The sequence below is a fragment of the Streptomyces sp. NRRL S-118 genome (assembly GCF_000716335.1).
Taxonomy (GTDB): Bacteria; Actinomycetota; Actinomycetes; order Streptomycetales; family Streptomycetaceae; genus Streptomyces.
Genome location: NZ_KL591006.1, coordinates 112,825 through 134,792, shown reverse-complemented (window position 1 = coordinate 134,792; position 21,968 = coordinate 112,825). Strand labels below are relative to the sequence as shown.

Annotated in this window: 21 protein-coding genes; 12 read left to right on the top strand and 9 right to left on the bottom strand. The window is 73.7% G+C overall.

The window, feature by feature from the left end; all coding sequences use genetic code 11:
- The 3 genes from IH00_RS0113410 to IH00_RS0113400 are packed head-to-tail and all read left to right on the top strand — an operon-like array spanning window position 1 to window position 2,911.
- A complete protein-coding gene (locus IH00_RS0113410) occupies window positions 1-1,578 on the top strand; it encodes a 4-coumarate--CoA ligase family protein (RefSeq protein WP_031073082.1) in 1,578 nt (525 codons plus the stop codon).
- Window positions 1,575-2,312: an enoyl-CoA hydratase family protein gene (locus tag IH00_RS0113405; RefSeq protein ID WP_031073080.1), complete on the top strand. Its 738-nt coding sequence runs from the start codon at window positions 1,575-1,577 to the stop codon at window positions 2,310-2,312. The genes IH00_RS0113410 and IH00_RS0113405 overlap by 4 nt, the downstream gene beginning before the upstream one ends.
- On the top strand, window positions 2,300-2,911 hold the full coding sequence (locus IH00_RS0113400) for a TetR/AcrR family transcriptional regulator (protein WP_031073078.1): 612 nt from the start codon (window positions 2,300-2,302) through the stop codon (window positions 2,909-2,911). Before IH00_RS0113405 ends, IH00_RS0113400 begins: the two co-directional genes overlap by 13 nt.
- An 85-nt stretch (window positions 2,912-2,996) precedes the next feature.
- Here the strand turns inward: IH00_RS0113400 and IH00_RS0113395 are convergent, their stop codons facing one another.
- Window positions 2,997-4,097 carry a citrate synthase 2 gene (locus IH00_RS0113395; protein WP_031073076.1) on the bottom strand — a complete coding sequence of 367 codons (1,101 nt, stop codon included), beginning with the start codon at window positions 4,095-4,097 and terminating at the stop codon, window positions 2,997-2,999.
- Window positions 4,098-4,359: 262 nt separating this feature from the next.
- On the opposite strand from IH00_RS0113395, the gene pdxH reads away from it, so the two are divergent.
- Window positions 4,360-5,028 (top strand): pyridoxamine 5'-phosphate oxidase, encoded by a 669-nt coding sequence (pdxH, locus tag IH00_RS0113390; RefSeq protein WP_078887746.1) that lies wholly within the window; start codon window positions 4,360-4,362, stop codon window positions 5,026-5,028.
- Between the two features lie 31 nt (window positions 5,029-5,059).
- On the opposite strand, the gene IH00_RS0113385 is transcribed toward pdxH, so the two are convergent.
- Complete coding sequence (locus tag IH00_RS0113385) at window positions 5,060-5,377, bottom strand: hypothetical protein (protein WP_031073070.1); 318 nt, start codon at window positions 5,375-5,377, stop codon at window positions 5,060-5,062.
- Window positions 5,378-5,832: 455 nt separating this feature from the next.
- Here IH00_RS0113385 and IH00_RS0113380 point away from each other — a divergent pair, with 455 nt between their 5' ends.
- Window positions 5,833-7,140, top strand: coding sequence for a PAS domain-containing protein (locus tag IH00_RS0113380; RefSeq protein WP_031073067.1), 1,308 nt, complete (start codon window positions 5,833-5,835; stop codon window positions 7,138-7,140).
- 51 nt (window positions 7,141-7,191) lie between these two features.
- Here the strand turns inward: IH00_RS0113380 and IH00_RS0113375 are convergent, their stop codons facing one another.
- A complete protein-coding gene (locus tag IH00_RS0113375) occupies window positions 7,192-7,947 on the bottom strand; it encodes an SIS domain-containing protein (protein ID WP_031073065.1) in 756 nt (251 codons plus the stop codon).
- 172 nt (window positions 7,948-8,119) lie between these two features.
- Here IH00_RS0113375 and IH00_RS0113370 point away from each other — a divergent pair, with 172 nt between their 5' ends.
- A complete protein-coding gene (locus IH00_RS0113370) occupies window positions 8,120-8,812 on the top strand; it encodes an iron-dependent transcriptional repressor DtxR (protein WP_031073063.1) in 693 nt (230 codons plus the stop codon).
- Window positions 8,813-9,359: 547 nt separating this feature from the next.
- Window positions 9,360-10,232 (top strand): alpha/beta fold hydrolase, encoded by an 873-nt coding sequence (locus IH00_RS0113365; protein WP_031073061.1) that lies wholly within the window; start codon window positions 9,360-9,362, stop codon window positions 10,230-10,232.
- Between the two features lie 6 nt (window positions 10,233-10,238).
- Here the strand turns inward: IH00_RS0113365 and IH00_RS0113360 are convergent, their stop codons facing one another.
- The 3 genes from IH00_RS0113360 to IH00_RS0113350 all read right to left on the bottom strand — a co-directional run bounded on the left by IH00_RS0113360 (window position 10,239) and on the right by IH00_RS0113350 (window position 13,411).
- Window positions 10,239-11,828 carry a transporter gene (locus tag IH00_RS0113360; RefSeq protein ID WP_234334843.1) on the bottom strand — a complete coding sequence of 530 codons (1,590 nt, stop codon included), beginning with the start codon at window positions 11,826-11,828 and terminating at the stop codon, window positions 10,239-10,241.
- Complete coding sequence (locus IH00_RS0113355; RefSeq protein ID WP_031073058.1) at window positions 11,825-12,619, bottom strand: ABC transporter ATP-binding protein; 795 nt, start codon at window positions 12,617-12,619, stop codon at window positions 11,825-11,827. The genes IH00_RS0113360 and IH00_RS0113355 overlap by 4 nt, the downstream gene beginning before the upstream one ends.
- Window positions 12,620-12,733: 114 nt before the next feature.
- Entirely contained in the window at window positions 12,734-13,411 is a 678-nt protein-coding gene (locus IH00_RS0113350) for a bifunctional DNA primase/polymerase (RefSeq protein WP_031073056.1), read from the bottom strand.
- 302 nt (window positions 13,412-13,713) lie between these two features.
- On the opposite strand from IH00_RS0113350, the gene IH00_RS0113345 reads away from it, so the two are divergent.
- Window positions 13,714-15,096, top strand: coding sequence for an NsdA family TPR-like regulatory protein (locus tag IH00_RS0113345; protein ID WP_031073053.1), 1,383 nt, complete (start codon window positions 13,714-13,716; stop codon window positions 15,094-15,096).
- Window positions 15,097-15,241: 145 nt separating this feature from the next.
- Window positions 15,242-16,603: a ferritin family protein gene (locus IH00_RS0113340; protein WP_199819747.1), complete on the top strand. Its 1,362-nt coding sequence runs from the start codon at window positions 15,242-15,244 to the stop codon at window positions 16,601-16,603.
- 50 nt (window positions 16,604-16,653) lie between these two features.
- Here IH00_RS0113340 and IH00_RS0113335 read toward each other — a convergent pair whose 3' ends face one another.
- On the bottom strand, window positions 16,654-17,940 hold the full coding sequence (locus IH00_RS0113335; protein ID WP_031073049.1) for an ABC transporter substrate-binding protein: 1,287 nt from the start codon (window positions 17,938-17,940) through the stop codon (window positions 16,654-16,656).
- A 169-nt stretch (window positions 17,941-18,109) separates the two neighbouring features.
- On the opposite strand from IH00_RS0113335, the gene IH00_RS0113330 reads away from it, so the two are divergent.
- Window positions 18,110-18,556 carry an SCO4402 family protein gene (locus IH00_RS0113330; RefSeq protein ID WP_031073047.1) on the top strand — a complete coding sequence of 149 codons (447 nt, stop codon included), beginning with the start codon at window positions 18,110-18,112 and terminating at the stop codon, window positions 18,554-18,556.
- A gap of 46 nt (window positions 18,557-18,602) precedes the next feature.
- Window positions 18,603-19,454 carry a formyltetrahydrofolate deformylase gene (gene purU, locus IH00_RS0113325; RefSeq protein WP_039946866.1) on the top strand — a complete coding sequence of 284 codons (852 nt, stop codon included), beginning with the start codon at window positions 18,603-18,605 and terminating at the stop codon, window positions 19,452-19,454.
- Between the two features lie 33 nt (window positions 19,455-19,487).
- Here purU and IH00_RS0113320 read toward each other — a convergent pair whose 3' ends face one another.
- Window positions 19,488-20,804, bottom strand: a complete 1,317-nt coding sequence (locus IH00_RS0113320; RefSeq protein ID WP_031073043.1) for a zf-HC2 domain-containing protein — start codon at window positions 20,802-20,804, stop codon at window positions 19,488-19,490.
- Complete coding sequence (locus tag IH00_RS0113315) at window positions 20,801-21,364, bottom strand: sigma-70 family RNA polymerase sigma factor (RefSeq protein ID WP_031073042.1); 564 nt, start codon at window positions 21,362-21,364, stop codon at window positions 20,801-20,803. Before IH00_RS0113315 ends, IH00_RS0113320 begins: the two co-directional genes overlap by 4 nt.
- 196 nt (window positions 21,365-21,560) lie before the next feature.
- Between IH00_RS0113315 and IH00_RS0113310 the strand changes: the two genes are divergently transcribed.
- Window positions 21,561-21,944 carry an STAS domain-containing protein gene (locus IH00_RS0113310; protein WP_031073040.1) on the top strand — a complete coding sequence of 128 codons (384 nt, stop codon included), beginning with the start codon at window positions 21,561-21,563 and terminating at the stop codon, window positions 21,942-21,944.
- The last annotated feature ends 24 nt before the right edge of the window (window positions 21,945-21,968 follow it).

Below are 21,968 nucleotides of genomic sequence, written 5' to 3'. Positions count from 1 at the left end.
ATGGTGTTCCACAGCGAGTACGCGGACGTCCCGGCCCTCTCCCTGCCCATCCACGACGCCGTACTGGGCCGTGCGGCCGACACCTACGGCGACGCCGTCGCCCTCGTGGACGGGGCCGGCGAGCTGACCGTCACGTACACCCAGCTCGACACCTACCACCGCCGCATCGCCGGCGCGCTCGCCGGGGCGGGGCTGCGCAAGGGGGACGTGCTGGCGCTGCACAGCCCGAACACCGTGGTCTACCCGGCCGTCTTCTACGCGGCGACGCGCGCCGGCGCCGCCGTCACCACCGTCCACCCGCTGTCCACGGCGGAGGAGTTCGCCAAGCAGCTGCGCGACTCCTCCGCCCGCTGGATCGTCACCGTCTCGCCGCTGCTGGAGGTGGCGCGAAGGGCCGCCGAACTGGTCGGCGGAGTGCGGGAGATCTTCGTCTGCGACCAGGCCGACGGCCACCGCTCGATCCTCGACATGCTCGGCCCGGCCGCGCCCGGGCCTGCCGTCGCCATCGACCCGGACGAGGACGTCGCGGTCCTGCCGTACTCCTCCGGCACCACCGGCGTCCCCAAGGGCGTCATGCTCACGCACCGCTCCATCGCCACCAACCTGGCCCAGCTCGAACCGCTGATCCGGATGGGGCCGGGCGACCGGATCCTCGCCGTGCTGCCGTTCTTCCACATCTACGGCCTCACCGCGCTGATGAACGCCCCGCTGCGGCTGGGGGCCACCGTCGTCGTGCTGCCGCGCTTCGAACTCGACCAGTTCCTCGGGGCCATCGAGAAGCACCGCATCAACGGCCTGTTCGTCGCCCCGCCGATCGTGCTGGCCCTCGCCAAACACCCGGCGGTCGCCCGTTACGACCTGTCGTCGCTGGAGTACATCGTCAGCGCCGCCGCCCCGCTCGACGCGCACCTCGCCCGCGCGTGCTCGGCGCGGCTCGGCCTGCCCCCGGTGCGGCAGGCGTACGGGATGACGGAGCTGTCACCCGGCACGCACGTGGTGCCGCTGTCCGCCGAGGACCCCCCGGCGGGCACGGTCGGCAAGCTGCTGCCGGGCACGGACATGCGGATCGTCTCCCTCGACCAGCCCGGCAAGGACCTCGGCGTGGGGCAGGAGGGCGAGATCCTCATCCGGGGGCCGCAGATGATGAAGGGCTACCTGGGGCGCCCCTCGGAGACCGCCGCGATGATCGACCCGGACGGCTGGCTGCACACCGGGGACATCGGGTACACCGACGCCGACGGCTGGCTGTTCGTCGTCGACCGGGTCAAGGAACTGATCAAGTACAAGGGGTTCCAGGTGGCCCCCGCCGAACTGGAGGCCGTGCTGCTGACCCACGACGGCATCGCCGACGCGGCGGTGATCGGCGTGTACGACGAGGACGGCAACGAGGTCCCCAAGGCGTACGTCGTACGGCAGCCCGACGCGACCGGCCTGAGCGGCGACGACATCATGGCCTTCGTGGCCGGGAAGGTCGCCCCGTACAAGAAGATCCGGCGCGTGGAGTTCATCGGCGGTGTGCCCAGGGCAGCCTCGGGGAAGATCCTCCGGCGGGAACTGAGGGAGCGGGAGGGCGCATGACCGGCCTCGTCACCACCGCGCACGAGCGCGGCATCACCACCCTGACGCTGGATTCCCCCGACAACCGCAACGCCCTGTCGGCGCGGCTCGTCGGGGAGCTGGCCGAGGCGCTGGACGGCTGCGGCAAGGACCCGGCGGTGCGCGCCGTGGTGCTCACGCACACCGGGCCGACGTTCAGCGCGGGGGCGGACCTGAAGGCACCGCCCAGCCCGTACACCTTCGTGGCGCTGCTGCGGGCCGTCGTGGAACTGCCCAAGCCGGTGGTGGCGCGGGTGACCGGGCAGGTCCGGGCCGGCGGCCTGGGGCTCGTCGGGGCGTGCGACATCGTGGCGGCCCAGGAGGGCGCGGACTTCGCGCTCACCGAGGCCCGGATCGGCGTGGCCCCCTCGGTGATCTCGCTGACCCTGCTGCCGCGCCTCGACGCGCGCGGGGCGGGCCGCTACTACCTGACCGGTGAGCGGTTCGACGCGGCGGAGGCGGCCCGGATCGGGCTGGTCACGGTGGTCGGCGACGACGTCGACACGGCTCTGGCGCCCGTGCTGGACGGGCTGCGCAAGGGGTCGCCCCAGGGGCTGGCGGAGGCCAAGCGGCTGGTCACGGCTAGGGTGCTGGAAACCTTCGAGCGCGACGCGGAGGACCTCGTCCAGCGCTCGGCCTCGCTCTTCGCCTCGGCGGAGGCCCGCGAGGGGATGACCGCCTTTCTGGAGCGACGGGACGCTGCATGGGTGTTGTGACCTCGACGGCCGCGGCGCGGGCCGCGGCCGCGAAGGCGCCGAAGCAGGACCGCAGCCGGGCCACCCGGCAGCGGCTGCTGGAGGCGGCCGTGGCCTGCCTCGCGGAACGCGGCTGGGCGGGCTCGACGGTCTCGGTCGTCGCCGAGCGCGCCGGGGTGTCGCGCGGCGCCGCGCAGCACCACTTCCCGACCCGGGAGGACCTGTTCACGGCGGCGGTCGAGTACGTCGCCGAGGAACGCTCCCAGGCCCTGCGCGCCCTGCCCGTGCAGAGCCGCGCGGCGGTCGTCGCGGCCCTGGTCGACCTCTACACGGGCCCGCTGTTCCGGGCGGCGCTGCACCTGTGGGTGGCCGCGTCGAACGAGGAGCAGCTGCGGCCCCGGGTGACCGAGCTGGAGGCGCGCGTCGGCCGGGAGACCCACCGCATCGCGGTGGAGCTGCTCGGCGCCGACGAGTCCCGTCCGGGCGTCCGTGAAACCGTGCAGGGCCTGCTGGACATGGCCCGCGGCCTCGGCCTGGCGAACCTGCTCACCGACGACCGCACCCGGCGCGACCGGGTGGTGGCGCAGTGGGCGGCGCTGCTGGACGAGTCGCTGGGCTGAGCCGTCACCCCCGCCGCCGGACACGGGAACGGCGCCGCACCCCGCGCGGGGTGCGGCGCCGTTCCCGTGTCCGGCGGTCCGGGCGTCAGCCGGCGATGTCCTCGTAGCCGGCGATCTCGCGCGGGCTGCGCGAGCCGGGGCCCACGTAGCGGGCCGAGGGGCGGACCAGGCGGCCGGTGCGCTTCTGCTCCAGGATGTGGGCGCTCCAGCCGGCCGTGCGGGCGCAGGTGAACATGGAGGTGAACATGTGTGCCGGGACCTCCGCGAAGTCCAGCACGATCGCCGCCCAGAACTCGACGTTCGTCGCCAGGACGCGGTCCGGGCGACGGGCGTGCAGCTCCTCCAGGGCGGCCTTCTCCAGGGCCTCCGCCACCTCGAAGCGCGGCGCGCCGAGCTCCTTGGCGGTGCGGCGCAGGACGCGGGCGCGCGGGTCCTCGGCGCGGTAGACGCGGTGGCCGAAGCCCATCAGGCGCTCGCCCTTGTCCAGGGCCTGCTTGACGTACGCGGTGGCGTCACCGGTGCGCTCGATCTCCTCGATCATGCCCAGCACGCGGGACGGCGCGCCGCCGTGCAGCGGGCCCGACATGGCGCCGACCGCGCCGGACAGCGCGGCGGCGACGTCGGCGCCCGTGGAGGCGATGACGCGGGCGGTGAAGGTGGAGGCGTTCATGCCGTGCTCGGCGGCGGACGTCCAGTACGCGTCGACGGCCTTGACGTGCTTGGGGTCCGGCTCGCCGCGCCAGCGGATCATGAACCGCTCGACGACGGACTGGGCCTTGTCGATCTCGCTCTGCGGCACCATCGGCAGGCCCTGCCCGCGCGCCGACTGGGCGACGTACGACAGCGCCATCACCGCGGCGCGGGCCAGGTCGTCGCGGGCCTGCTCGACGTCGATGTCGAGCAGCGGCCGCAGGCCCCACACCGGGGCGAGCATGGCCAGCGCGGACTGGACGTCGACGCGGATGTCACCGGAGTGCACCGGGATCGGGAACGGCTCGGCGGGCGGCAGTCCGGGGTTGAACGCGCCGTCGACCAGCAGGCCCCACACGTTGCCGAAGGAGACGTGACCGACCAGTTCCTCGATGTCGACGCCGCGGTACCGCAGCGCGCCGCCTTCCTTGTCCGGTTCGGCGATCTCCGTCTCGAACGCGACGACTCCTTCGAGTCCGGGTACGAAGTCGGACATCAGGCGGCTCCTCGTGAGGTGTGCGACAGGTCGGGTGTCTTCCGGTGTCGTTCCGGTACTTCGGGTGGTGCGGTGATGCCCCGTACGGCCGGTGGTCATCCCGCCACCGTCGTAGGGAGGGAACAGTGACCCAGCGCATGAGTCTGTCGGGTTCCCCCGATGCGGGGAAGCGTGACATCCGGCACACTGCGCCGAACCGGTCAGGGAGGATTAGTGGCACTCCGTGCCGGGAAAACTGGGGTGCTACGGCAGGATGGCCCTCGTGACAGACGCTCTCGACCCAGCAGCTCTCGATCCCGCCGACATGCGCGAGCAGTACCGCACGCCGTTGTTCCGGAAGGCGGACCTCGCGGCCGAGCCGATGGAGCAGTTCGCGCGCTGGTTCAAGGAAGTCGCGGCCGGCGGCGTGATCCACGAGCCGAACGCCATGGTCGTCTCGACGGCCTCCCCCGACGGCCGGCCCTCCTCGCGCACGGTGCTGCTGAAGCACTACGACGAGCGGGGATTCGTCTTCTTCACCAATTACGGCTCCCGCAAGGGCATGGAGCTGGAGACCAACCCGTACGTCTCGCTGCTCTTCCCGTGGCACCCGGTGGCGCGCCAGGTCATCGTCACGGGCCTCGCCGAGCGCGTCGGCCGCGACGAGACCGCGGCGTACTTCCGCACCCGCCCGCACGGCTCGCAGCTGGGCGCCTGGGCCAGCGAACAGTCGTCGGTGATCGCCTCGCGGGCGGAGCTGCTGGCCCGGTACGAGGAGCTCGCGGCGCGCTACCCGGAGGGCGAGCAGGTCCCGGTGCCGCCGCACTGGGGCGGGTTCCGGGTCGTCCCGGAGACGGTCGAGTTCTGGCAGGGCCACGAGAACCGGCTGCACGACCGGCTCCGGTACACCGGGGAGGGCGGCGCCTGGCGGATCGAGCGCCTGTCGCCCTGAGCCGGCGCGGGGCGTGAGGGCCCGCCCGCGGTCAGGCGAAGTCGACGGCGGCCAGGAGCGGGCAGGCGAGGGCCAGCGCGTACTGGACGCACACGGCTCCGCGGCGCACGGCGTGGCGGACGGCGTCCTGGGGGAGGGACAGCGCCCACAGGCCCAGGAGGCCGGAGAAGCCCAGGGACCAGAGGGCCAGTTCGCCCAGGGGGCCGCTCGCTCCGTCCCCGGAGTAGGCCTGCTCGAGCACGATGACGCCCCAGGCGACGAGGGCGACGGGGAGGAGCAGCAGCCCGGCCCCGGCGAAGATCCGTACGGGTCGTGTCGAGGGGGTGGGGGTCGTCCCGGGTGCGGTCATGCCCCCATGCTGCGGGCCGGACCGGGCCGGCGGCACCGTGCCGCGTACTCAGGCCGCCCCCGGCCGGGTACTCAGATGCGGGCCGGCCGCGCACCCGCCCGGTGTGCGGGGAGACGGGCCCGGACATGCGGAAACCCGCGGGCTCTGGTCCCTCCTGACGGAGAGGTCGGCCGGATGTGCCGACGAGCCCGCGGGCCGGTGACTGCTTGGGATTGCGGCAGGAGGCCTGCCGCCTTTGCACAGAGTGCGACGGCAGGCGTCAGCCCGCAGTCACCTCACGCATCCGAAAAGAAACCACTTCCGGATCACCTCCTTTCCTGTGTGCCCACAGATTAGGAAGACGGCCCGCGGCGGCACAACGCATTTTCCGGAACCGGCTGTGTCCTGGGTCACGTTCCAGTTGAATGACCGGTACGTGAACACACGTGAGTACACGTCCTGCAGGGGGTGCGGGGATGAGTGCGTCCAGGAGCGAGACCGCGAGCGAACGCGGTTCGGATCTGCTCGCCGCGTTGCTGGACGGGATGGACGCGGCGCTCTGCGCGTTCGACGCCGACGGGGTGGTGACCCACTGGAACCGTGAGGCGGAGCGGATCCTCGGCTGGGCCCCCGAGGAGGCCGTCGGGCGGCGCGGGCTCGGCGGGTGGGCCGCGCGGGCCGAGGACGCCGACGACGTGCAGGCACGGCTGATGGGAGCGATGCGGGCGGCCGGGCGGCAGGTGCACGAGTTCGCGCTGCTGCGCAAGGACGGCGGGCGGGTGCTCGTGCGGACGCAGTCGGCGGGCGTGCGGGGCGCGGACGGCCGGCCGGCCGGGGTGTACTGCGCGTTCAGCGAGGTGCACGCGCAGATCGACCTGGAGCGCTCCATCGCGCTGAGCGAGGCGCTGTTCGAGGACGCGCCGTGGGGCGTCGTGCTCGTCGACGTCGACCTGCGGCCCGCGCTGGTGAACGCCCACGCGGCGCGGGCCTTCGGGTCGGGGCGCGCGACCCTGCTGGGGCGGCCGCTCGGCGAACTCGTGGTCCAGGGCGTGGAGGAGCTGGAGGGGGCGCTCCAGCACGTCCTCGTGGAGGGCCCGCCGCGGGCGCTGGTGGAGCTGTGGGTGACGGTGCGGACGCCGGAGGGCGAGCGCAGGCGCTGCTGGCGCAGCGGGTTCGTACGGCTGGCGTCGCCGCTCGCGGAGGAGCCGGTGCCGCTGGGCGTCGGCTGGCTGTTCCGCGACGTGACGGAGGAGAAGCTCGCCGAGCAGCAGAGCGACCGGATGCGGTTCCGCGCCAGCCAGCTGCACCGCGCGGGCTGTGCGGCGGCGGAGTGCGAGGACCCGATGGAGGCGGCGGCCGTCCACCTGGACTTCGCGCTCGCCGGCTTCGCCGACCATGTGGTGCTGGACCTGATGGGCGACGACGGCCGGCTGGTGCGCGCGGCGGCCTCGCCGTCCGGCGGGCCCGGTCCCGTCACCCGGGAGGGGGGAGGCATCCCCGTGCGGTACGGCCCGGGTCATCCGGCCCTCCAGGCGGTGGACCGCGCGGGCTCGGTGCGGGCGAGCGCGTCCTCGGAGACCTGGGCGGCGGATCGCCGGTGGCCGGGGGACGCGGCGCACGCGCTGTGCGCGGTCCTGCGCAGCCGGGGCCGCACCCTGGGCGTGCTGACGTTCCTGCGCTCCCCGGCCCGTCCCGCCTTCGAGCGCCCGGACGCGACGTACGCGGAGAGCGTGGCCGCCCGGGTGGCCGCCTCGGTGGACCTGGCGGGGGCGAAGGACGGCTGAGGGGCGGCCGGCCCGGAGAGGGGCGGCGCCGGGGTGCGGGTGGGGCGGGCGTCAGTGACGGAAGAAGATCCGGTCCGCGTACTCGGTCATGACCCGGCCGTTCCACTCGTGGCCGCCGTCCACGTTGCCGGAGCGCAGCAGCGGGGGCTCGATGCCGCGCGCCACCAGGGCCTCGGTCGCGGCGGCCATCGTCGCCTGCATCAGCGCGCTCGTGACCACCGTGGACGCCGGGGCGAACGGTGCCGCCACCCCGTCGTGGGTGAGCTCCGCGTCCCCCACCGCGATCTTGGAGTCCAGGACGACGTCGCAGTGGTCCTTCAGGAACGTGCCCGACACGTGCCGGGACTTCGTCTCCCGCGCGTACGCCACCGACGTCACGCCGATGACCTTCAGGCCGAGGGCCCGGGCGTTCATCGCCATCTCCACGGGCAGCGCGTTGCGGCCGGACAGCGAGACGACGATCAGTACGTCGCCGGACCGGGCCGGCGAGGAGTCGAGCACCGCGCCCGCCAGGCCGTCGACCCGCTCCAGCGCGGAGCCGAGGGTCGCGGGCATGACGTCGACGCCGACGACGCCGGGCACGGCGAGGAGGTTCACCAGGGCGAGCCCGCCGGCCCGGTAGACCACGTCCTGGGCGGCCAGTGACGAATGGCCGGCGCCGAAGGCGAACAGCCGGCCGCCCGCGGCGACGGTGTCGGCGATCGTGGTCCCGGCGGCGGCGATGTTCTCCGCCTCCTCGTCGCGCACCTTCCGCAGGAGGCCGATGGCGGCGTCGAAGAACCGGCCGGCCAGCTCGCTCTCGCCCATGCTCCGGAGCTCCTTCTCCTCGTGCCGCTCCCCGTGTCGCGGATCACGTTGCGGTCTGGACCATTGCTCTGTCAATACCGCCCACCGCACCGGCTCAGGCCCGACGCGGCACGGTTGTCACCGGGATGCGTAAGAATTGAGGCAGGGCCAGCGCACGAATCGAGGGGCATGAATGTCCGGACTGATCGACACCACGGAGATGTATCTCCGCACCATCCTCGAGCTGGAAGAGGAGGGTGTGGTGCCCATGCGCGCCCGCATCGCCGAGCGGCTCGACCAGAGCGGCCCGACGGTCAGCCAGACCGTCGCCCGCATGGAGCGCGACGGCCTGGTCCAGGTCGCGGGTGACCGCCACCTGGAGCTCACCGAGGAGGGCCGCCGCCTGGCCACGCGCGTGATGCGCAAGCACCGGCTGGCCGAATGCCTCCTGGTCGACGTCATCGGCCTGGAGTGGGAGCAGGTCCACGCCGAGGCCTGCCGCTGGGAGCACGTGATGAGCGAGGCGGTGGAGCGCCGCGTCCTGGAGCTGCTGCGCCACCCCACCGAGTCGCCCTACGGCAACCCGATCCCGGGGCTGGAGGAGCTGGGCGAGAAGGCGGACGCCGGGGCGTTCCTCGACGAGGGCATGGTGTCGCTGGCCGAGCTCGACGCGGGCACGGAGGGCAAGACCGTGGTGGTCCGCCGGATCGGCGAACCGATCCAGACGGACGCCCAGCTGATGTACACGCTGCGCCGCGCGGGCGTGCAGCCAGGCTCGGTGGTGAGCGTGACCGAGTCGCCCGGCGGCGTGCTGGTCGGCAGCAGCGGCGAGGCCGCGGAACTGGGCGCGGACGTCGCGTCCCACGTGTTCGTCGCCAAGCGCTGACGCCACCTCGCCTCCGCACCGGACGTCCCTCCTCCGCTCCGGCCGCGGCCCCTTGCGCCGGTGCGCGGGGGCCGGTGCCCGTGTGCCGCACCGCGAGAGCCCCGTGCCCCCTGCCGCGCCGTCGCCTTCCGGCTCGCGGGGCGCTCGTCCGGGAGGCGAATTCCGGACGGAGGGGAGCGCCCGGGCGCCCGCGCATGCCAGTCTTGGCTCAGGCATATGACCTGAGGGCGTGAGCCGGGGCTGCGCGCCCGGGGGAGGAGCTGGCCGATGCGCCCTGCGTGCACGCACATGGAGAGCCCCGGCGCCGTACGGCGCCGGGGCCTCACCTCCCCTGTTCTGACCCGGAGCCCCGAGCTCTCAGGGTCAACCCCCTCGGACCGATTTCCCCGAGCGGCCCGCCTCCCGATGAAGATCTCCCCCCGGGCACGCCCGTCAATCCTTGAGCAGGGTCACTCGAACGAGCGGTGTTGGACGCCGGAACCCGATTTTCGAATATGGGTTCGATAGTCTGGGCGTCGGCACGAGACAGAAGGGGGTGCCAGGACACATGGTGCGCCGCATCGACCTGACCGCAGCCGACGGCTTACGCCTCGCGGCCTGGGAGTTCGCCGACCCGCCCAAGGAGCAGGGCGCCGAGCCCGAGCGGGCGACGGCCCCCGGGATCCTGCTCCTCCACGGCCTGATGGGCCGCGCCTCCCACTGGGCCCCCACCGCCCGCTGGCTCGCCGAACGGCACCGCGCGATCGCGCTCGACCAGCGCGGGCACGGCCGGAGCGACAAGCCCGCCGACGGCCCCTACACCCGCGAGGCGTACGTCGCGGACGCGGCCGCCGCGGTCGAGCAGCTCGGCCTCGCCCCCGCCGTCCTCATCGGCCACTCCATGGGCGCCCTGACGGCCTGGCAGCTCGCCGCCGAGCGTCCCGACCTCGTCCGCGCCCTGGTCATCTGCGACATGCGCGCCTCCGCGCTGGGCGCCGCCTCCCAGCGCGAGTGGGAGCAGTGGTTCCGCTCCTGGCCCGTCCCCTTCGCCACGCTCGCCGATGTCCGCAAGTGGTTCGGCGAGGACGACCCCCGCCTGGAGCGCCCCAGCCCCGCCCGCGGCGAGTTCTTCGCCGAGGTGATGGCCGAGCGGGCCGACGGCTGGTACCCCGTCTTCTCCCGCCGCCAGATGCTCACCTCCCGCGAGACCTGGGTCCACGACGCCCACTGGGACTACCTCGCCCAGGTCCGTTGCCCCACGCTCGTGGTCCGCGGTCTGGACGGCGAACTGGGCCGCGCGGAGGCCCAGGAGATGGTGCGGGTCCTGCCGCGCGGCCAGTACGCCGAAGTGGCCGACGCCGGCCATCTCGTCCACTACGACCGGCCGGACGGCTGGCGCGCCGCCGTCGAGCCGTTCCTCGACAGCGTCCTGACGCCCTGACGGCGCTCAGCCCTTGCTGACCGCCGCCAGGATCTCCGGCAGCCGCGCCGCCGTCCGCGGCGCCGCGATCCGCAGCCCCGCCCAGGTGAGCAGCGCGCCCCACAGCGTGCCGAGCGGAAGGAGCAGCCACAGCCAGTACGTGGCGCCGGCGAGGTGCAGGGCGACCGTCAGCGCGATCAGCGGGGAGCTCAGCACCGCCGCCGACAGCAGGCCACCGCCGAGGGACATCCACGCCAGCCCCGCCTGCCCCGGGGCCACGTTCTTGTAGCCGCTGTCCTGCGGGATCGAGTACGGGAAGTACGCGGACGCCACCGCCCCCGTGCCGAGCATCGCGCCCAGCACCGCGAACGACAGCCCCAGCGCGTCCGGCAGCGTCTGCCAGTCGCCCAGGAGCGCCGCCGTCGCGCCCGACACCAGCACCACGTACGGCAGCGTGATCAGCAGCAGCGCCCCGGCCCGCGCCCGCAGTTCCTCGTAGGCGTCCCGGGGCGCGGAGATCGTCATCGCCACCATCCAGAAGGCGGAGGTGTCCTGGCCGAACTGGTTGTACATCAGGATGCCGAGCATCCCCGCCGCGAAGCACGCGAAGTAGACCGAGCCCGCGCCCTGCAGCGCGTTGAACAACGGCACGATCAGGCCGATCGCCAGCGACGTCACCCACGCCGCCTTCGTCTTCGGGTCCCTCAGCACGTACCGCAGGCTGCGCTGCATCACTGTGCCCGCGCGACCCTGCGGGAACAGCCGTCCCGACGGACCGGAGGACGCCGCCGCCTCACGCCGCGACGGACGGGAGGCCGCCGCCAGCGTCGAGCCGTCCGGCGCCGTCATCAGCTTCACCAGGCTGCGCCGCCACCCGTACAGCAGCCCGCCCAGGGCCGCCGCCGACAGCAGGAGCCCGGCCACCGCCTCGCCGTACGCGCCCTCGCCCGCCGCGTCCACCGCGCCGACCGCCGACGCCGGCGGGATCCACCGCATCACGTCCGCCACCGGCTCCAGCGACGACAGCCCACCCGTCCGGCTGAGGCGCTGCACACCGAAGTTGACGACCTGGATGCCCACCGCGATCACCAGACCGCTCAGCACCGCCAGGTCCCGCCCCTTGCGCGACGTCAGCAGCCGGATGTTCGCCGCCGCGACCGCCCGCGCCAGCGCCACGCACACCAGCAGCACCAGCGGCACGGCGAGCACCGCCACCACCACCGCCCCCGCCCCGCGCGCCAGTGCCAGCGCCGCGCCGATCCCCAGGCACAGTGTGAACAGCGGCCCGATACCCACCAGCGACGACACCAGCAGCGCCCGCACCAGCGGCCCCGGGCGCAGCGGCAGCATCACCAGCCGCGTCGGGTCCAGCGTCTCGTCCCCGCTCGGGAAGAACAGCGGCATCACCGCCCACCCCACCGCCAGGACCGCCGTGAGCAGCACCACCACCGAGTCCGCCTGTGCCGCGCCGCGCAGCAGCACCAGCCCGAACAGCAGCCCCACCGCGCACAGCACGGTCAGCACCACGGAGGTGATGTACGCGGCCGCCCGCCCCGCCGACTGCCGCAGCCCGTTGCGCAGCAGCGACAGTTTCAGCCGTACGAAGACCGCGATCACCGGCCACCGCCCAGCCAGTCCAGCGACTCACCGGCGTCCCGGCCCTGCGCACCCACCAGCTCCAGGAACGCCGCCTGGAGCGACGGCGCGTCGCCGCGCACCTCCGCGAGCGTGCCCTGCGCCCGGATCCGGCCGGCCGCCATCACCGCGACCCAGTCGCACAACGACTCCACCAGCTCCATCACATGGCTGGAGAACACCACCGTCGCGCCCGACGCGGTGTACCGCTCCAGCACTCCGCGGATCGTCTGCGCCGACACCGGGTCGACGCCCTCGAACGGCTCGTCCAGGAACAGCACTTCCGGGTTGTGCAGCAGCGCCGCCGCCAGGCCGATCTTCTTGCGCATACCGGTCGAGTAGTCCACGACCAGCTTGTGCTGCGCCCCCGCCAGGTCCAGGACGTCCAGCAGTTGCGCCGCCCGCCTGTCCACCTCGTCGCCCGGCAGCCCCCGCAGCCGTCCGGTGTACGCGAGGAGTTCCCGACCGGAAAGGCGCTCGAACAGCCGGAGCCCCTCGGGCAGTACGCCGATCCGTGCCTTCACCTCGGCCGGATCGCGCCAGACATCGTGGCCGACGACCTCGACCCGTCCGTGATCGGGCCGCAGCAGCCCGGTCACCATCGACAGCGTCGTGGTCTTGCCCGCGCCGTTCGGCCCGACGAGCCCGATGAACCGGCCCGCCGGCAGCAGCAGGTCGATCCCGGCGACGGCGACCTGCTCGCCGAACCGCTTCCACAGCCCCTCGACCCGAACGGCCGGCGCGGCTCCCTGCACATGGTCCGGCATGGTCATGGTCTCCCCTGGTCCCCGTTCCGTACCCGTCGATCGGCCGACGGTCGTACGGTCGTACGGTCGTACGGGAGCCAGCCTACGGACGCGCCGGTGCGTCCGCAGAGGGCCGGGCGGTCAGCCCTGCCGGGCGCGGGCGGCGGCCGCCTCGCGTCCGCACGCGTACGCCAGCGGGCTGATCAGCTCCTCGGCGTCGGGCAGCCAGCGGTTCGCGGGTGTGGGGCGGCGGGCCCACTGCACCGCGCCGTGCCCGCCCACCCGGGTCGGGGGCGCCGCCACGTACTGGCCCTCGCCCAGCGCCACCAGATCGAGCGAGGCCGGCGACCAGCCCAGCTTCCGCACCAGGTCGGCCACCTTGACGGCGCCGCCCGGCAGGACGAAGAACTGCATCCGGCGGGCCGGGGTGCAGGTCACCGGGCCCAGGGTGAGGTCCATCCGCTCCATCCGCGCCAGCGCCAGGAAGCCCGCCGACTCGGGGACGTCCAGCGCGTCGAAGGTGCGTCCCGTGGGCAGCAGGATCGACGCCCTGGGCTGCTTGCCCCACATGCGGCGGGCCGCGACGGCGCTGCCGGTGGCCTGGGTCGCCCAGTCCGGCCTCGCCGGGTGCGCGCCGGGCGCCGGGCACGCCGTGTCGCCGCACGAGCACCGCTCCGCGCCGTCCACCGGCTCCAGCCAGGTGCCGGGGAACACGTCCCAGTGCCGCTCTTCCGCGTACCGCACGGCGCTGTCCAGCAGCTGCTCGCCTCGCTGCTGGGGGATCTGTGCGGCTTCCGTGACTCCGATGGTCTCTTCCACGGACAGCTCAACTACCGGCCTCACGACGGGTTACGGGGCGCGGAGGCGGAGGGGGAGGAGCATCGATTCGGCATCCGGGGCGCATGGAGGCACGGGTGGGGGCGCGCGGGAGGGCCGGGAGTGGTCCGCGGGTAGCCACAGTCGGGTGGGCGGCATGCCATGAATATGGCAGTCTCCCGTCATTGCACGTCATGGCGCGATGTATGGGCACAAGTCAGCGATCCGACGTCAACTTCTGCATTCTCCGCATTCTCGCCGGGCAGTGATCAGGCGACTGATCACCGCGGCAACAGGGGGTAGTCATGGCAGCGAGGCCGCTCGTCGCCCGACAGCCGAACGAACGGCTGCAGGCTCTCATCCAGGAAGCGGGGTGTTCCAACGCCGGGCTCGCCCGCCGCGTCAACATGGTCGGGCAGGAGCGCGGACTCGACCTGCGCTACGACAAGACCTCCGTGGCGCGCTGGCTGCGCGGCCAGCAGCCGCGGGGACGGGCGCCCGGGATCATCGCCGAGGCGCTGGGCCGCAAGCTGGGGCGCACGGTCACGATCGACGAGATCGGCATGGCCAACGGCAAGAACCTCGCCTCCGGCGTGGGCCTCCAGTTCGCGCCGACCGTGCTCGGCGCCATCGAGCAGGTCTGCGAGCTGTGGCGCAGCGACGTGGGGCGGCGCGACTTCCTCTCCGGTACGACGGTCGCCGCCTCGGCGCTGGTCGAGCCGAGCCGCGACTGGCTGATCACGGGCGCCGACCCGCAGGTGGCGCGGCAGGCCGGGGCCCGGGTCGGGGCGTCGGACGTCGAGGCCGTACGGGCGATGACGGACGCGCTCGTGGACCTGGACCACCGGTTCGGCAGCGGGCACGTGCGGCCCGTCGTGGTGCACTACCTCAACAGCGTGGTCTCCGGGCTGCTGTCGGGCTCGTACCGCGACGCCGTGGGGCGCCAACTGTTCGCGGCGGTCGCCCGGTTGACCGAGCTGGCCGGGTACATGGCCGTGGACACCGGGCAGCCGGGGCTGGCGCAGCGGTACTACATCCAGGCGCTGCGGCTCGCCCAAGCGGCCGGGGACCGCGGGTACGGCGGGTACGTCCTGGCCGCGTCCATGAGCCACCTGGCGGCCCAGCTCGGCAATCCGCGGGAGATCGCGCAACTGGCGCGGGCCGCGCAGGAAGGCGCGCGGGGGCACGTGACGCCGCGGGCCGAGGCGATGTTCCTGGCGGCCGAGGCGCGCGGGTACGCGCTGCTCGGCGACGCGCGCCTGTGTCAGGAGGTGGCGGGCCGCGCGGTCGCCGCGATGGACCGGGCCGACCCGGACGCGGGCGACGACCCGGCGTGGATCGCCCACTTCGACCACGCGTACCTCGCGGACGAACTGGCGCACTGCCACCGGGACCTGGGGCAACCCGAGTTGTCGGCGCGGGCGGCGCGCGACGCGCTGGACGGGCACCCGGAGACGCGGGCGAGGCGGCGCGCGATCGGGCTGGTGCTGCTGGCCACGGCCCAGGTTCAGCAGCGCGAGGTCGAACTGGCCTGCCACACGGGCACGCGCGCGGTGGAGCTGCTGGGCACCCTGCGCTCGACGCGGGGCGCGGAGTACCTGGACGACCTCCAGTACCGCCTGGAGCCGTACGCGAACGAGCCGTCGGTCCGCGAGTTCGGCGCCCGTCTGGAACTGCAGGCAGCCTAGGAGGGGCGGCGGGACACCGCCGGAAAGCCCCTCAACAGCGTCCCGAAGGAGGTTCTTGTTACTGCTGCCACACACGTGTGCGCGGGCCGGGAGTCACCCGGTAGCGTGAACCGACGATTCCGTAGGTACACACGTAGGAGTCCCGGTGACGCAGAGCGGACAGGGTCAGGAGCCGCACCTTCCGGCGGCGCGGCCCGCGCACGAAGGTGTCGTGCTGCCCGCCGAGGGCGGCGAGACCTGGGCCGCGGACGCGGGCGCCGCGGGTGCCGGTCCGGCCGGCGGACAGGCGTGGGGCGGACCCTGGGGCCCGCCGGACGGCGGTCAGCAGGCGCAGCCGGGCGACTACGGGCAGCCGCGGCAGCCGGGGGCGTACCAGCAGTACCCGGCCCCCGCGCAGTACCCGCAGCAGCACGCGCAGCCGCCGCAGGCCCAGCCCCCGCACGGCCAGCAGCACCAGCAGCCGCCGCACGGCCAGCAGCACCAGCAGTACGGGACCGTCGCCCAGCCGCTGCCGCCGGAGATGCCCACCGGGGCGGCAGCCGCCCCTGCGGGGGCCGATGCCGACGCCACGCAGTACATACCGCCGGTCGCGGGACACCCCGGCCCGGTGGCGCCGCCGGCCGGGTCCGACGCCGAGGCCACCCAGTACCTGCCGCCCGTTCCGCCGCAGCCGACCGGTGCGCCCTACGGCATCCGGCCCGGCACCCCGGACGAGCGCCAGCCGCCCGCGGAGTTCGACAGCCTCTTCCGCAGCGACGCGGGCGCCACCCAGCACATGCCGCGCTACGGCGCACAGCAGCAGTACCCCCAGCAGCACCAGCACCAGCAGTACGAGCAGCCGTACGACGAGCCGCAGCGGCCCGCGCCGCGGCGGTCGGCGAAGGTGACGCTCATCACCGCGGTCGTCGTGGGCTGCGCGGCCGTCGGTCTCGGCGCCGGGGCGCTGCTCAGCGGCGGCGGTGACGACTCCGGCACCCGGCGCGACACCACGGACGTCGCCGCGGCGACCTCACCGGCGCCCCGCGGCAGCGGGGCCCCGGCCGCCGCCGACCCGGTCCGGACGCAGGCGGAGGCGCTCGACAAGCTCCTCGCCGAGAGCAACGACAGCCGGGCCGCGGTCATCCGCTCCGTCGAGAACATCAAGCGGTGCAAGAGCCTGGACCAGGCCGCCACCGACCTGCTCGATGCCGCGAAGCAGCGCCGCGGGCTGGTGACCAAGCTGCAGACCCTGCAGGTCGACAAGCTGCCGGACCACACTACCCTGACCGCGTCCCTCACCAAGGCGTGGCAGGCGTCCGCGTCCGCCGACGACCACTACGCGATCTGGGCCAAGCAGGTGGACGGCAAGAAGGGCTGCAAGGACGGCCAGGCGCGCACCACCAGCCACACCGCCCAGGCCAACCGGGCCAGCGGGGAGGCGACGGCCGCCAAGCAGCAGGCGTCCGCCCTCTGGAACAAGATCGCCACCACCTACGGCCTGACCCTGCGCCAGCCGACCCAGCTCTGAGCCGGCGACGGCCCCGCCGGGCCGTCGCCGTCCGTCGCGTACGGGCCGGCTCAAGCGACGCTGGACAGGCTGCTGAGCGTCGGCCCGGTGTCGACGAAGCCGTCCTGCTGAGCGACCAGGCGTCCCTGGCGCACCACCTGGAAGGTGACATCCCGGTTCACTATGCGCGGGAAGCCGGGCGTGCCGAGCATGTCCTCGTAGCGCCAGCGCAGCGGGGGTGTGAGGCCGCCGGTGTCCACCTCGACGCCGCGGTCCAGGGCGTGGGCGATCGCGCTCGCGGTGATGTCGTCGGTGCCGAGCACTTCGATCACCCGGCGCAGCACGGTGTAGGCGATCCACGTGGTCTGGACACCCGCGTCGGCCGGGTCGATCCGGTCGTCGTCGAAGGCGTGTTCGCGGATGACCTGCTTCATCGCGTCCCAGCGGGGGTCGTCCGCCTCCGGGTACCAGCCGGTGATGTAGGCGCCTTCGAAGGGGCTGCTGGCGCCGCCGGTGCGGTCCACCAGCGGCTGGTCGACGCTGCCGAGGACCGAGGAGACCTTCACCGTGCGCCCGTCGGGCGGCAGGCGGCGGAAGGAGTCGAAGAAGTTCGCGGTGCGCTCGCCGAGGGCGGCGGTGACGCAGCCGCCCGCGTCGCCCGCCCGGTTGCGGGACTGCCGGGCCGTGGCCGTGTACTCGCCGGCGTCCTCGGCGGCCGGGATGTCGGTGGCGGTGCGGTGACTGCGCTGCGCGAGGCCGGAGTTGAGGAGGTGGGGGAGGCTGTCGCCGTTGACGGAGTCGGGCCGGACGAGCGAGACGCGCTCGCAGGCGTCGGCGAGCTGCATGCCGTTGCCCGCGAGCAGCGCGGGCTGGCCTCCGTTGACGGGGTAGGAGAGGAAGCTGGTGAACTCGTCGTCGGTGAGGCCGTAGCCGCCGATGTAGGGGATGCCGGCCGCCTCCAGCGGGGCCATGAAGGCCCTGCCGTTCTGGCTGTACGAGCCGACGACGGCGACCACCCCCTGGTCCGCGGCGCGGCGGGCGCAGTCGGCGGCGCCCCCCGGGTCGTTGCGCTCGTTGCAGGTGAGGACGCGCAGCTCGTGGCCGTCGATGCCGCCCCGGGCGTTGACCCAGCGGGCGTACGCCTCCGCCATGGCGGGCATTCCGGGCATATTGGTGGCACGGGTGCCTTCCGGTGCCCAGGTCATCACCGTGACGGGCTCCCTGGAGCCCCCCGTGGCTCCAGGGAGGGCTCCGCAGCCGGCGAGGAGACAGGCCGAGACGAGTGCCGTCGCGGCCCTGAAGGGGAGGGTTGTGGGGAAACGTCGCGTGCTGGGCCTGCCGTTGCCGCTACCGGTCATGCTCACGCACACTTCCGCCTCATGGGTAACGCTGTTGTGAGGGCGGTTCAACGCTGGGTGACGACGAGGTGAATTGCGGGGTGCGGTCCGCCCGTACCGGAGGGGAACGTACGATCGAAACGTGTCCAGTTCGGTGAACTCTTCCCGTCGCGGCCGTCGCTCCTCCACCATGGGCGGCATGCCGCTCAATGACATGCCGTGGTGGCGCTGGCGCAGCAATGTGCGCTCGGCGCTGCACATGCTTTCCGACCCGGTGTTCCACCAGGAGTGCTGGCTGGCCGGCCGTGAGGGGTACGGGGACGTCACCGACGCCGTGTACCGGCTGGTGGAGGACACGTGGCTGGACAACTGGTCCGCCGAGAAGTACGTCGGGACGATATTCCGGGACTCCGCCGAGGCCGCGCTGGTGGACGTCGCCGTGCTCCGGGTGCTGCGGATCATGCACCAGGTGGGGCCGGACGCCCCGGTCACGGACTACATGGCGCACCACGGCTGGCCGGAGGCGGTGCGGGCGGCGCGGGACGCGCACGTGCGGCTGGCGGCGAACGACGGGGAGGACCCGGACGAGCCGCCGCGGTCGCTGGACGTGCTGCGGATCATGACCCGGTCCGCCTGACGGACCCTCGGACCGGGGTGCCGCCGGAATGTGGCATCCTGCGAGGATGACTGACCAGTATGTCCTCACCCTCTCCTGCCCGGACAAAAAGGGCATCGTGCACGCCGTGTCGAGCTACCTCTTCATCACGGGCTGCAACATCGAGGACAGTCAGCAGTTCGGGGACCGGGACACGGGCCTGTTCTTCATGCGCGTCCACTTCTCGGCCGAGGCGCCGGTGACGGTGGAGAAACTGCGGGCCAGCTTCGCGGCGGTCGGGGACTCCTTCGCCATGGAGTGGCAGATCCACCGCGCGGACGAGCGCATGCGGGTGGTGCTGATGGTGTCGAAGTACGGGCACTGCCTCAACGACCTGCTGTTCCGTACGCGGATCGGCGCGCTGCCCGTCGACATCGTCGGCGTGGTCTCCAACCACACCGACTTCGCGGAGCTCGCCGCCTCCTACGACGTCCCGTTCCACCACATCCCGGTCACCAAGGACACCAAGGCCCAGGCGGAGACCGAACTGCTGGAGCTGGTGCGCGGCGAGAACGTCGAGCTGGTGGTGCTCGCCCGGTACATGCAGGTCCTCTCGGACGACCTGTGCAAGCAGCTCAGCGGCCGTGTGATCAACATCCACCACTCCTTCCTGCCGAGCTTCAAGGGCGCCAAGCCCTACCACCAGGCGCACGCGCGCGGCGTGAAGCTGATCGGCGCGACGGCCCACTACGTCACGGCCGACCTCGACGAGGGCCCGATCATCGAGCAGGAGGTCGAGCGGGTCGGCCACGAGGTCACCCCCGAGCAGCTCGTGGCGATCGGCCGCGACGTCGAGTGCCAGGCGCTGGCCCGCGCGGTCAAGTGGCACGCGGAACGCCGCATCCTGCTGAACGGCCGCCGCACCGTCGTCTTCGGCTGAGGCGGCGCGAACCCCCGCCCGGGGCCGCCGCCGCTACATGCGGCTCAGGGAAGCGGCGGCGAAGAGGACGTCCTTGATGGCTTCCCGGTCGCCGTCCTGGCCGGCGGCCGCCTCCTCCGGGGGAACGTGGCCCGCCACCAGCTGGCAGAACTCCTCCGCGTCCAGGGCCACCTGCGCGACCGTCTCGTCGGGGGTGCCGACCGCCCCCGGCGAGTCCAGGGCGATGTACCAGTGGCCGCCGCCCGAGCCCTCGACCTCCAGGTGGAGCGAGCGGCCCGGCGCACCGGCCGCGACCAGGTGGCGGGGCGGGGCCGCGAGCCCCGCACGGCGGCGGTCGGCGAGCGCGGCCGGCAACTGGCGGGCCGCGAGGTCGATCATGCCGTGCAGATGCGCGCCGCTGGGCGCCTCGTACGGGTAGTCCACGGCGTTCGCGATGTCCTCCGCGTGCACCCAGCACTCGAAGGCCCGGTCGAGCAGCGAGTCCCGCAGCGGAAGGGCGAAGTCGCCGTACGACACGGAGAGTTCCGCCACCCCGCGGCCCGCGAAGGAGACCGTGCGGATCAGGGTGTGGCTCTGCTCGCGCCACGGCTCGCGGATCGTCCGCGTCGGCGGGTGGTGCGCGGCGCGCCAGTACGCCTCCGTACGGTCCCTCGGGACGACCGGCGCGGCAGGCCCCGGCGGCGTGCCCGGGTCCCCGGCGACCAGCGGGTCGCCCAGCCCGAGCGCCGACATGACCAGCCCGTCCACCGCGAGGAGGTGGCCGATCACCCCGGCCACGGTGGTCCGGCGGCTGACCGCCCCCTCGCCGTCGAACCACTTCAGCCGCACCGGGGTGTGCCACTCCGCGTCCCCGATGTCCCGCAGCAGCGCGTCCAGCCGCGCCGTCTCCGCGTCGTACGGCCCGGCCCAGTCGGGCACCGGGATACGGGCCGGGCGGCGGCCCAGGCAGTTCTCCAGCACCCGCGACCGCAGCAGCGGATCGAGGTCCAGGTCGCGCTCGTGGTGCAGCAGCGCCACCGCGTCGCGCAGCCGCAGCGCCTCGTCCGCGCACGGCGCGCACTCGGTCAGGTGGTCCTCGACGGCCGCGGTCTCCTCGGCCGAGCAGGCCGACAGCGCCCACGCGCCCAGCAGGGACTTCAGGACCGTGTGCGGCAGGCCGGGCGGCGCCTGCGCCGCGGCGCCCGGCCCCGGTCCGGGCGCGGGAGCGGTCGCCGGAACGGGGGCCGGTCCGGGCGCGGGCGGCATCGGGTCGAAGTCGTCGACGGCCCGCCGCGGTGCCGGTATGCGCGGAGCGCCCCGCACCTCGTCCTCCCCGCCGTCCCGGCCGCCGCCGTCCAGGGGCCCGGTCACAGCGTCCGCCCGTCCACCGGCCGGGTGTTCGCGGTGGACAGCAACTGGAGACCCAGCCGCAGCCGGCGCCGCGCCTCGTCCTCCGTCACCCCGAGGTCCGCCGCGGTCTGGCGGTAGTCGCGGCGCTGGAAGTACGCCAGCTCCAGCGCCTGCCGCAGCGGCGTCGGCATCGACTGGACGATGTAGTCCGCGCGGGCGGCCGCCGCCGCGCGCCGCACCTTCTGCTCCAGCTCCTCCTGCGTGCCCCCGCCGCGCTCGGTGAACGCCGCCGCCTCCGCCTGCCGCAGCCGGTGCACGGCCTGGCTGCGGGTGAGCCGGGCGATCCAGGACCGCATGGAGCCCTCGCGGCGCGGCTCGTACGCGTCCGGGTTCTCCCACACGTACCCGAACACCTCGCGCGTGACCTGGTCGGCGGCCTCCTCGTCGTCCAGCACGCGGTGCGCGGTGCTGTGCACGAGCGAGGCGAACCGGTCGTACAGCTCACCCAGCGCCGCCGCCTCGCCGCGCGCCAGGCGCTGCTGCATCCTGCGGTCCCAGCGCGGTGGTGTGTCCTTCGCCATACGGAGCCTCCGGAGTCTGCCGACCCGACTCTCCCGAATGTAGTGGGCGGCACCGGCCGCGTACCTCTCTTTGGGGAGGAAAACCCCACACAGCGGGAATGGTGTTTCATGGCGGGGCGGTGGGGCAGCAGCCCGCGAAAGCAATCGACGCCTCGGGTTCGGCGAACCTGGCGGTTCCCTGACGAAAGGTGCGCGCGTGACGACGCTCACGGTGGACGAAGCCGAGCACGGCGCCTGGTCCGTGCTGCGCATCAGCGGGGAACTGGACCTGGTCACCTCGCCCGTCGTGCGGCGGCACGTCCACGACGCCGTCGCCGCCGGCCGCCACGACGTGGTCCTGGACCTGTCCCGGGTGCGGTTCTGCGACTCCAGCGGCGTCGGCGTGCTCATCGCCGCCCGCCGCCTCCTGCACTCCTGCCGCGGCAGGCTGCGCCTGATACTCCCCGCCCAGGGTGCCGCCATGGGGGAAGGCTCGCACGTCAACCGCGTCCTCGCCGCCCTCGGCGTACGGCGGCTGTTCGCCGTGTACCCCGACCTCGAGACCGCCACCGCCGACGGGGCGGAACCGCTCTCCGCGTGACGGCGCAGCCCGCGCGTCGTACCC

What these genes read in the sequence shown, in the direction of transcription:
- IH00_RS0113395 (WP_031073076.1), bottom strand. Translation starts at nt 4,097, where the DNA reads ATGTCCGACTTCGTACCCGGACTCGAAGGAGTCGTCGCGTTCGAGACG.
- IH00_RS0113405 (WP_031073080.1), top strand. Translation starts at nt 1,575, where the DNA reads ATGACCGGCCTCGTCACCACCGCGCACGAGCGCGGCATCACCACCCTG.
- IH00_RS0113345 (WP_031073053.1), top strand. Translation starts at nt 13,714, where the DNA reads ATGGCAGCGAGGCCGCTCGTCGCCCGACAGCCGAACGAACGGCTGCAG.
- IH00_RS0113375 (WP_031073065.1), bottom strand. Translation starts at nt 7,947, where the DNA reads ATGGGCGAGAGCGAGCTGGCCGGCCGGTTCTTCGACGCCGCCATCGGC.
- IH00_RS0113355 (WP_031073058.1), bottom strand. Translation starts at nt 12,619, where the DNA reads ATGACCATGCCGGACCATGTGCAGGGAGCCGCGCCGGCCGTTCGGGTC.
- IH00_RS0113385 (WP_031073070.1), bottom strand. Translation starts at nt 5,377, where the DNA reads ATGACCGCACCCGGGACGACCCCCACCCCCTCGACACGACCCGTACGG.
- purU (WP_039946866.1), top strand. Translation starts at nt 18,603, where the DNA reads ATGACTGACCAGTATGTCCTCACCCTCTCCTGCCCGGACAAAAAGGGC.
- IH00_RS0113315 (WP_031073042.1), bottom strand. Translation starts at nt 21,364, where the DNA reads ATGGCGAAGGACACACCACCGCGCTGGGACCGCAGGATGCAGCAGCGC.
- IH00_RS0113400 (WP_031073078.1), top strand. Translation starts at nt 2,300, where the DNA reads ATGGGTGTTGTGACCTCGACGGCCGCGGCGCGGGCCGCGGCCGCGAAG.
- IH00_RS0113365 (WP_031073061.1), top strand. Translation starts at nt 9,360, where the DNA reads ATGGTGCGCCGCATCGACCTGACCGCAGCCGACGGCTTACGCCTCGCG.
- IH00_RS0113330 (WP_031073047.1), top strand. Translation starts at nt 18,110, where the DNA reads ATGGGCGGCATGCCGCTCAATGACATGCCGTGGTGGCGCTGGCGCAGC.
- IH00_RS0113370 (WP_031073063.1), top strand. Translation starts at nt 8,120, where the DNA reads ATGTCCGGACTGATCGACACCACGGAGATGTATCTCCGCACCATCCTC.
- IH00_RS0113380 (WP_031073067.1), top strand. Translation starts at nt 5,833, where the DNA reads ATGAGTGCGTCCAGGAGCGAGACCGCGAGCGAACGCGGTTCGGATCTG.
- IH00_RS0113335 (WP_031073049.1), bottom strand. Translation starts at nt 17,940, where the DNA reads ATGACCGGTAGCGGCAACGGCAGGCCCAGCACGCGACGTTTCCCCACA.
- IH00_RS0113410 (WP_031073082.1), top strand. Translation starts at nt 1, where the DNA reads ATGGTGTTCCACAGCGAGTACGCGGACGTCCCGGCCCTCTCCCTGCCC.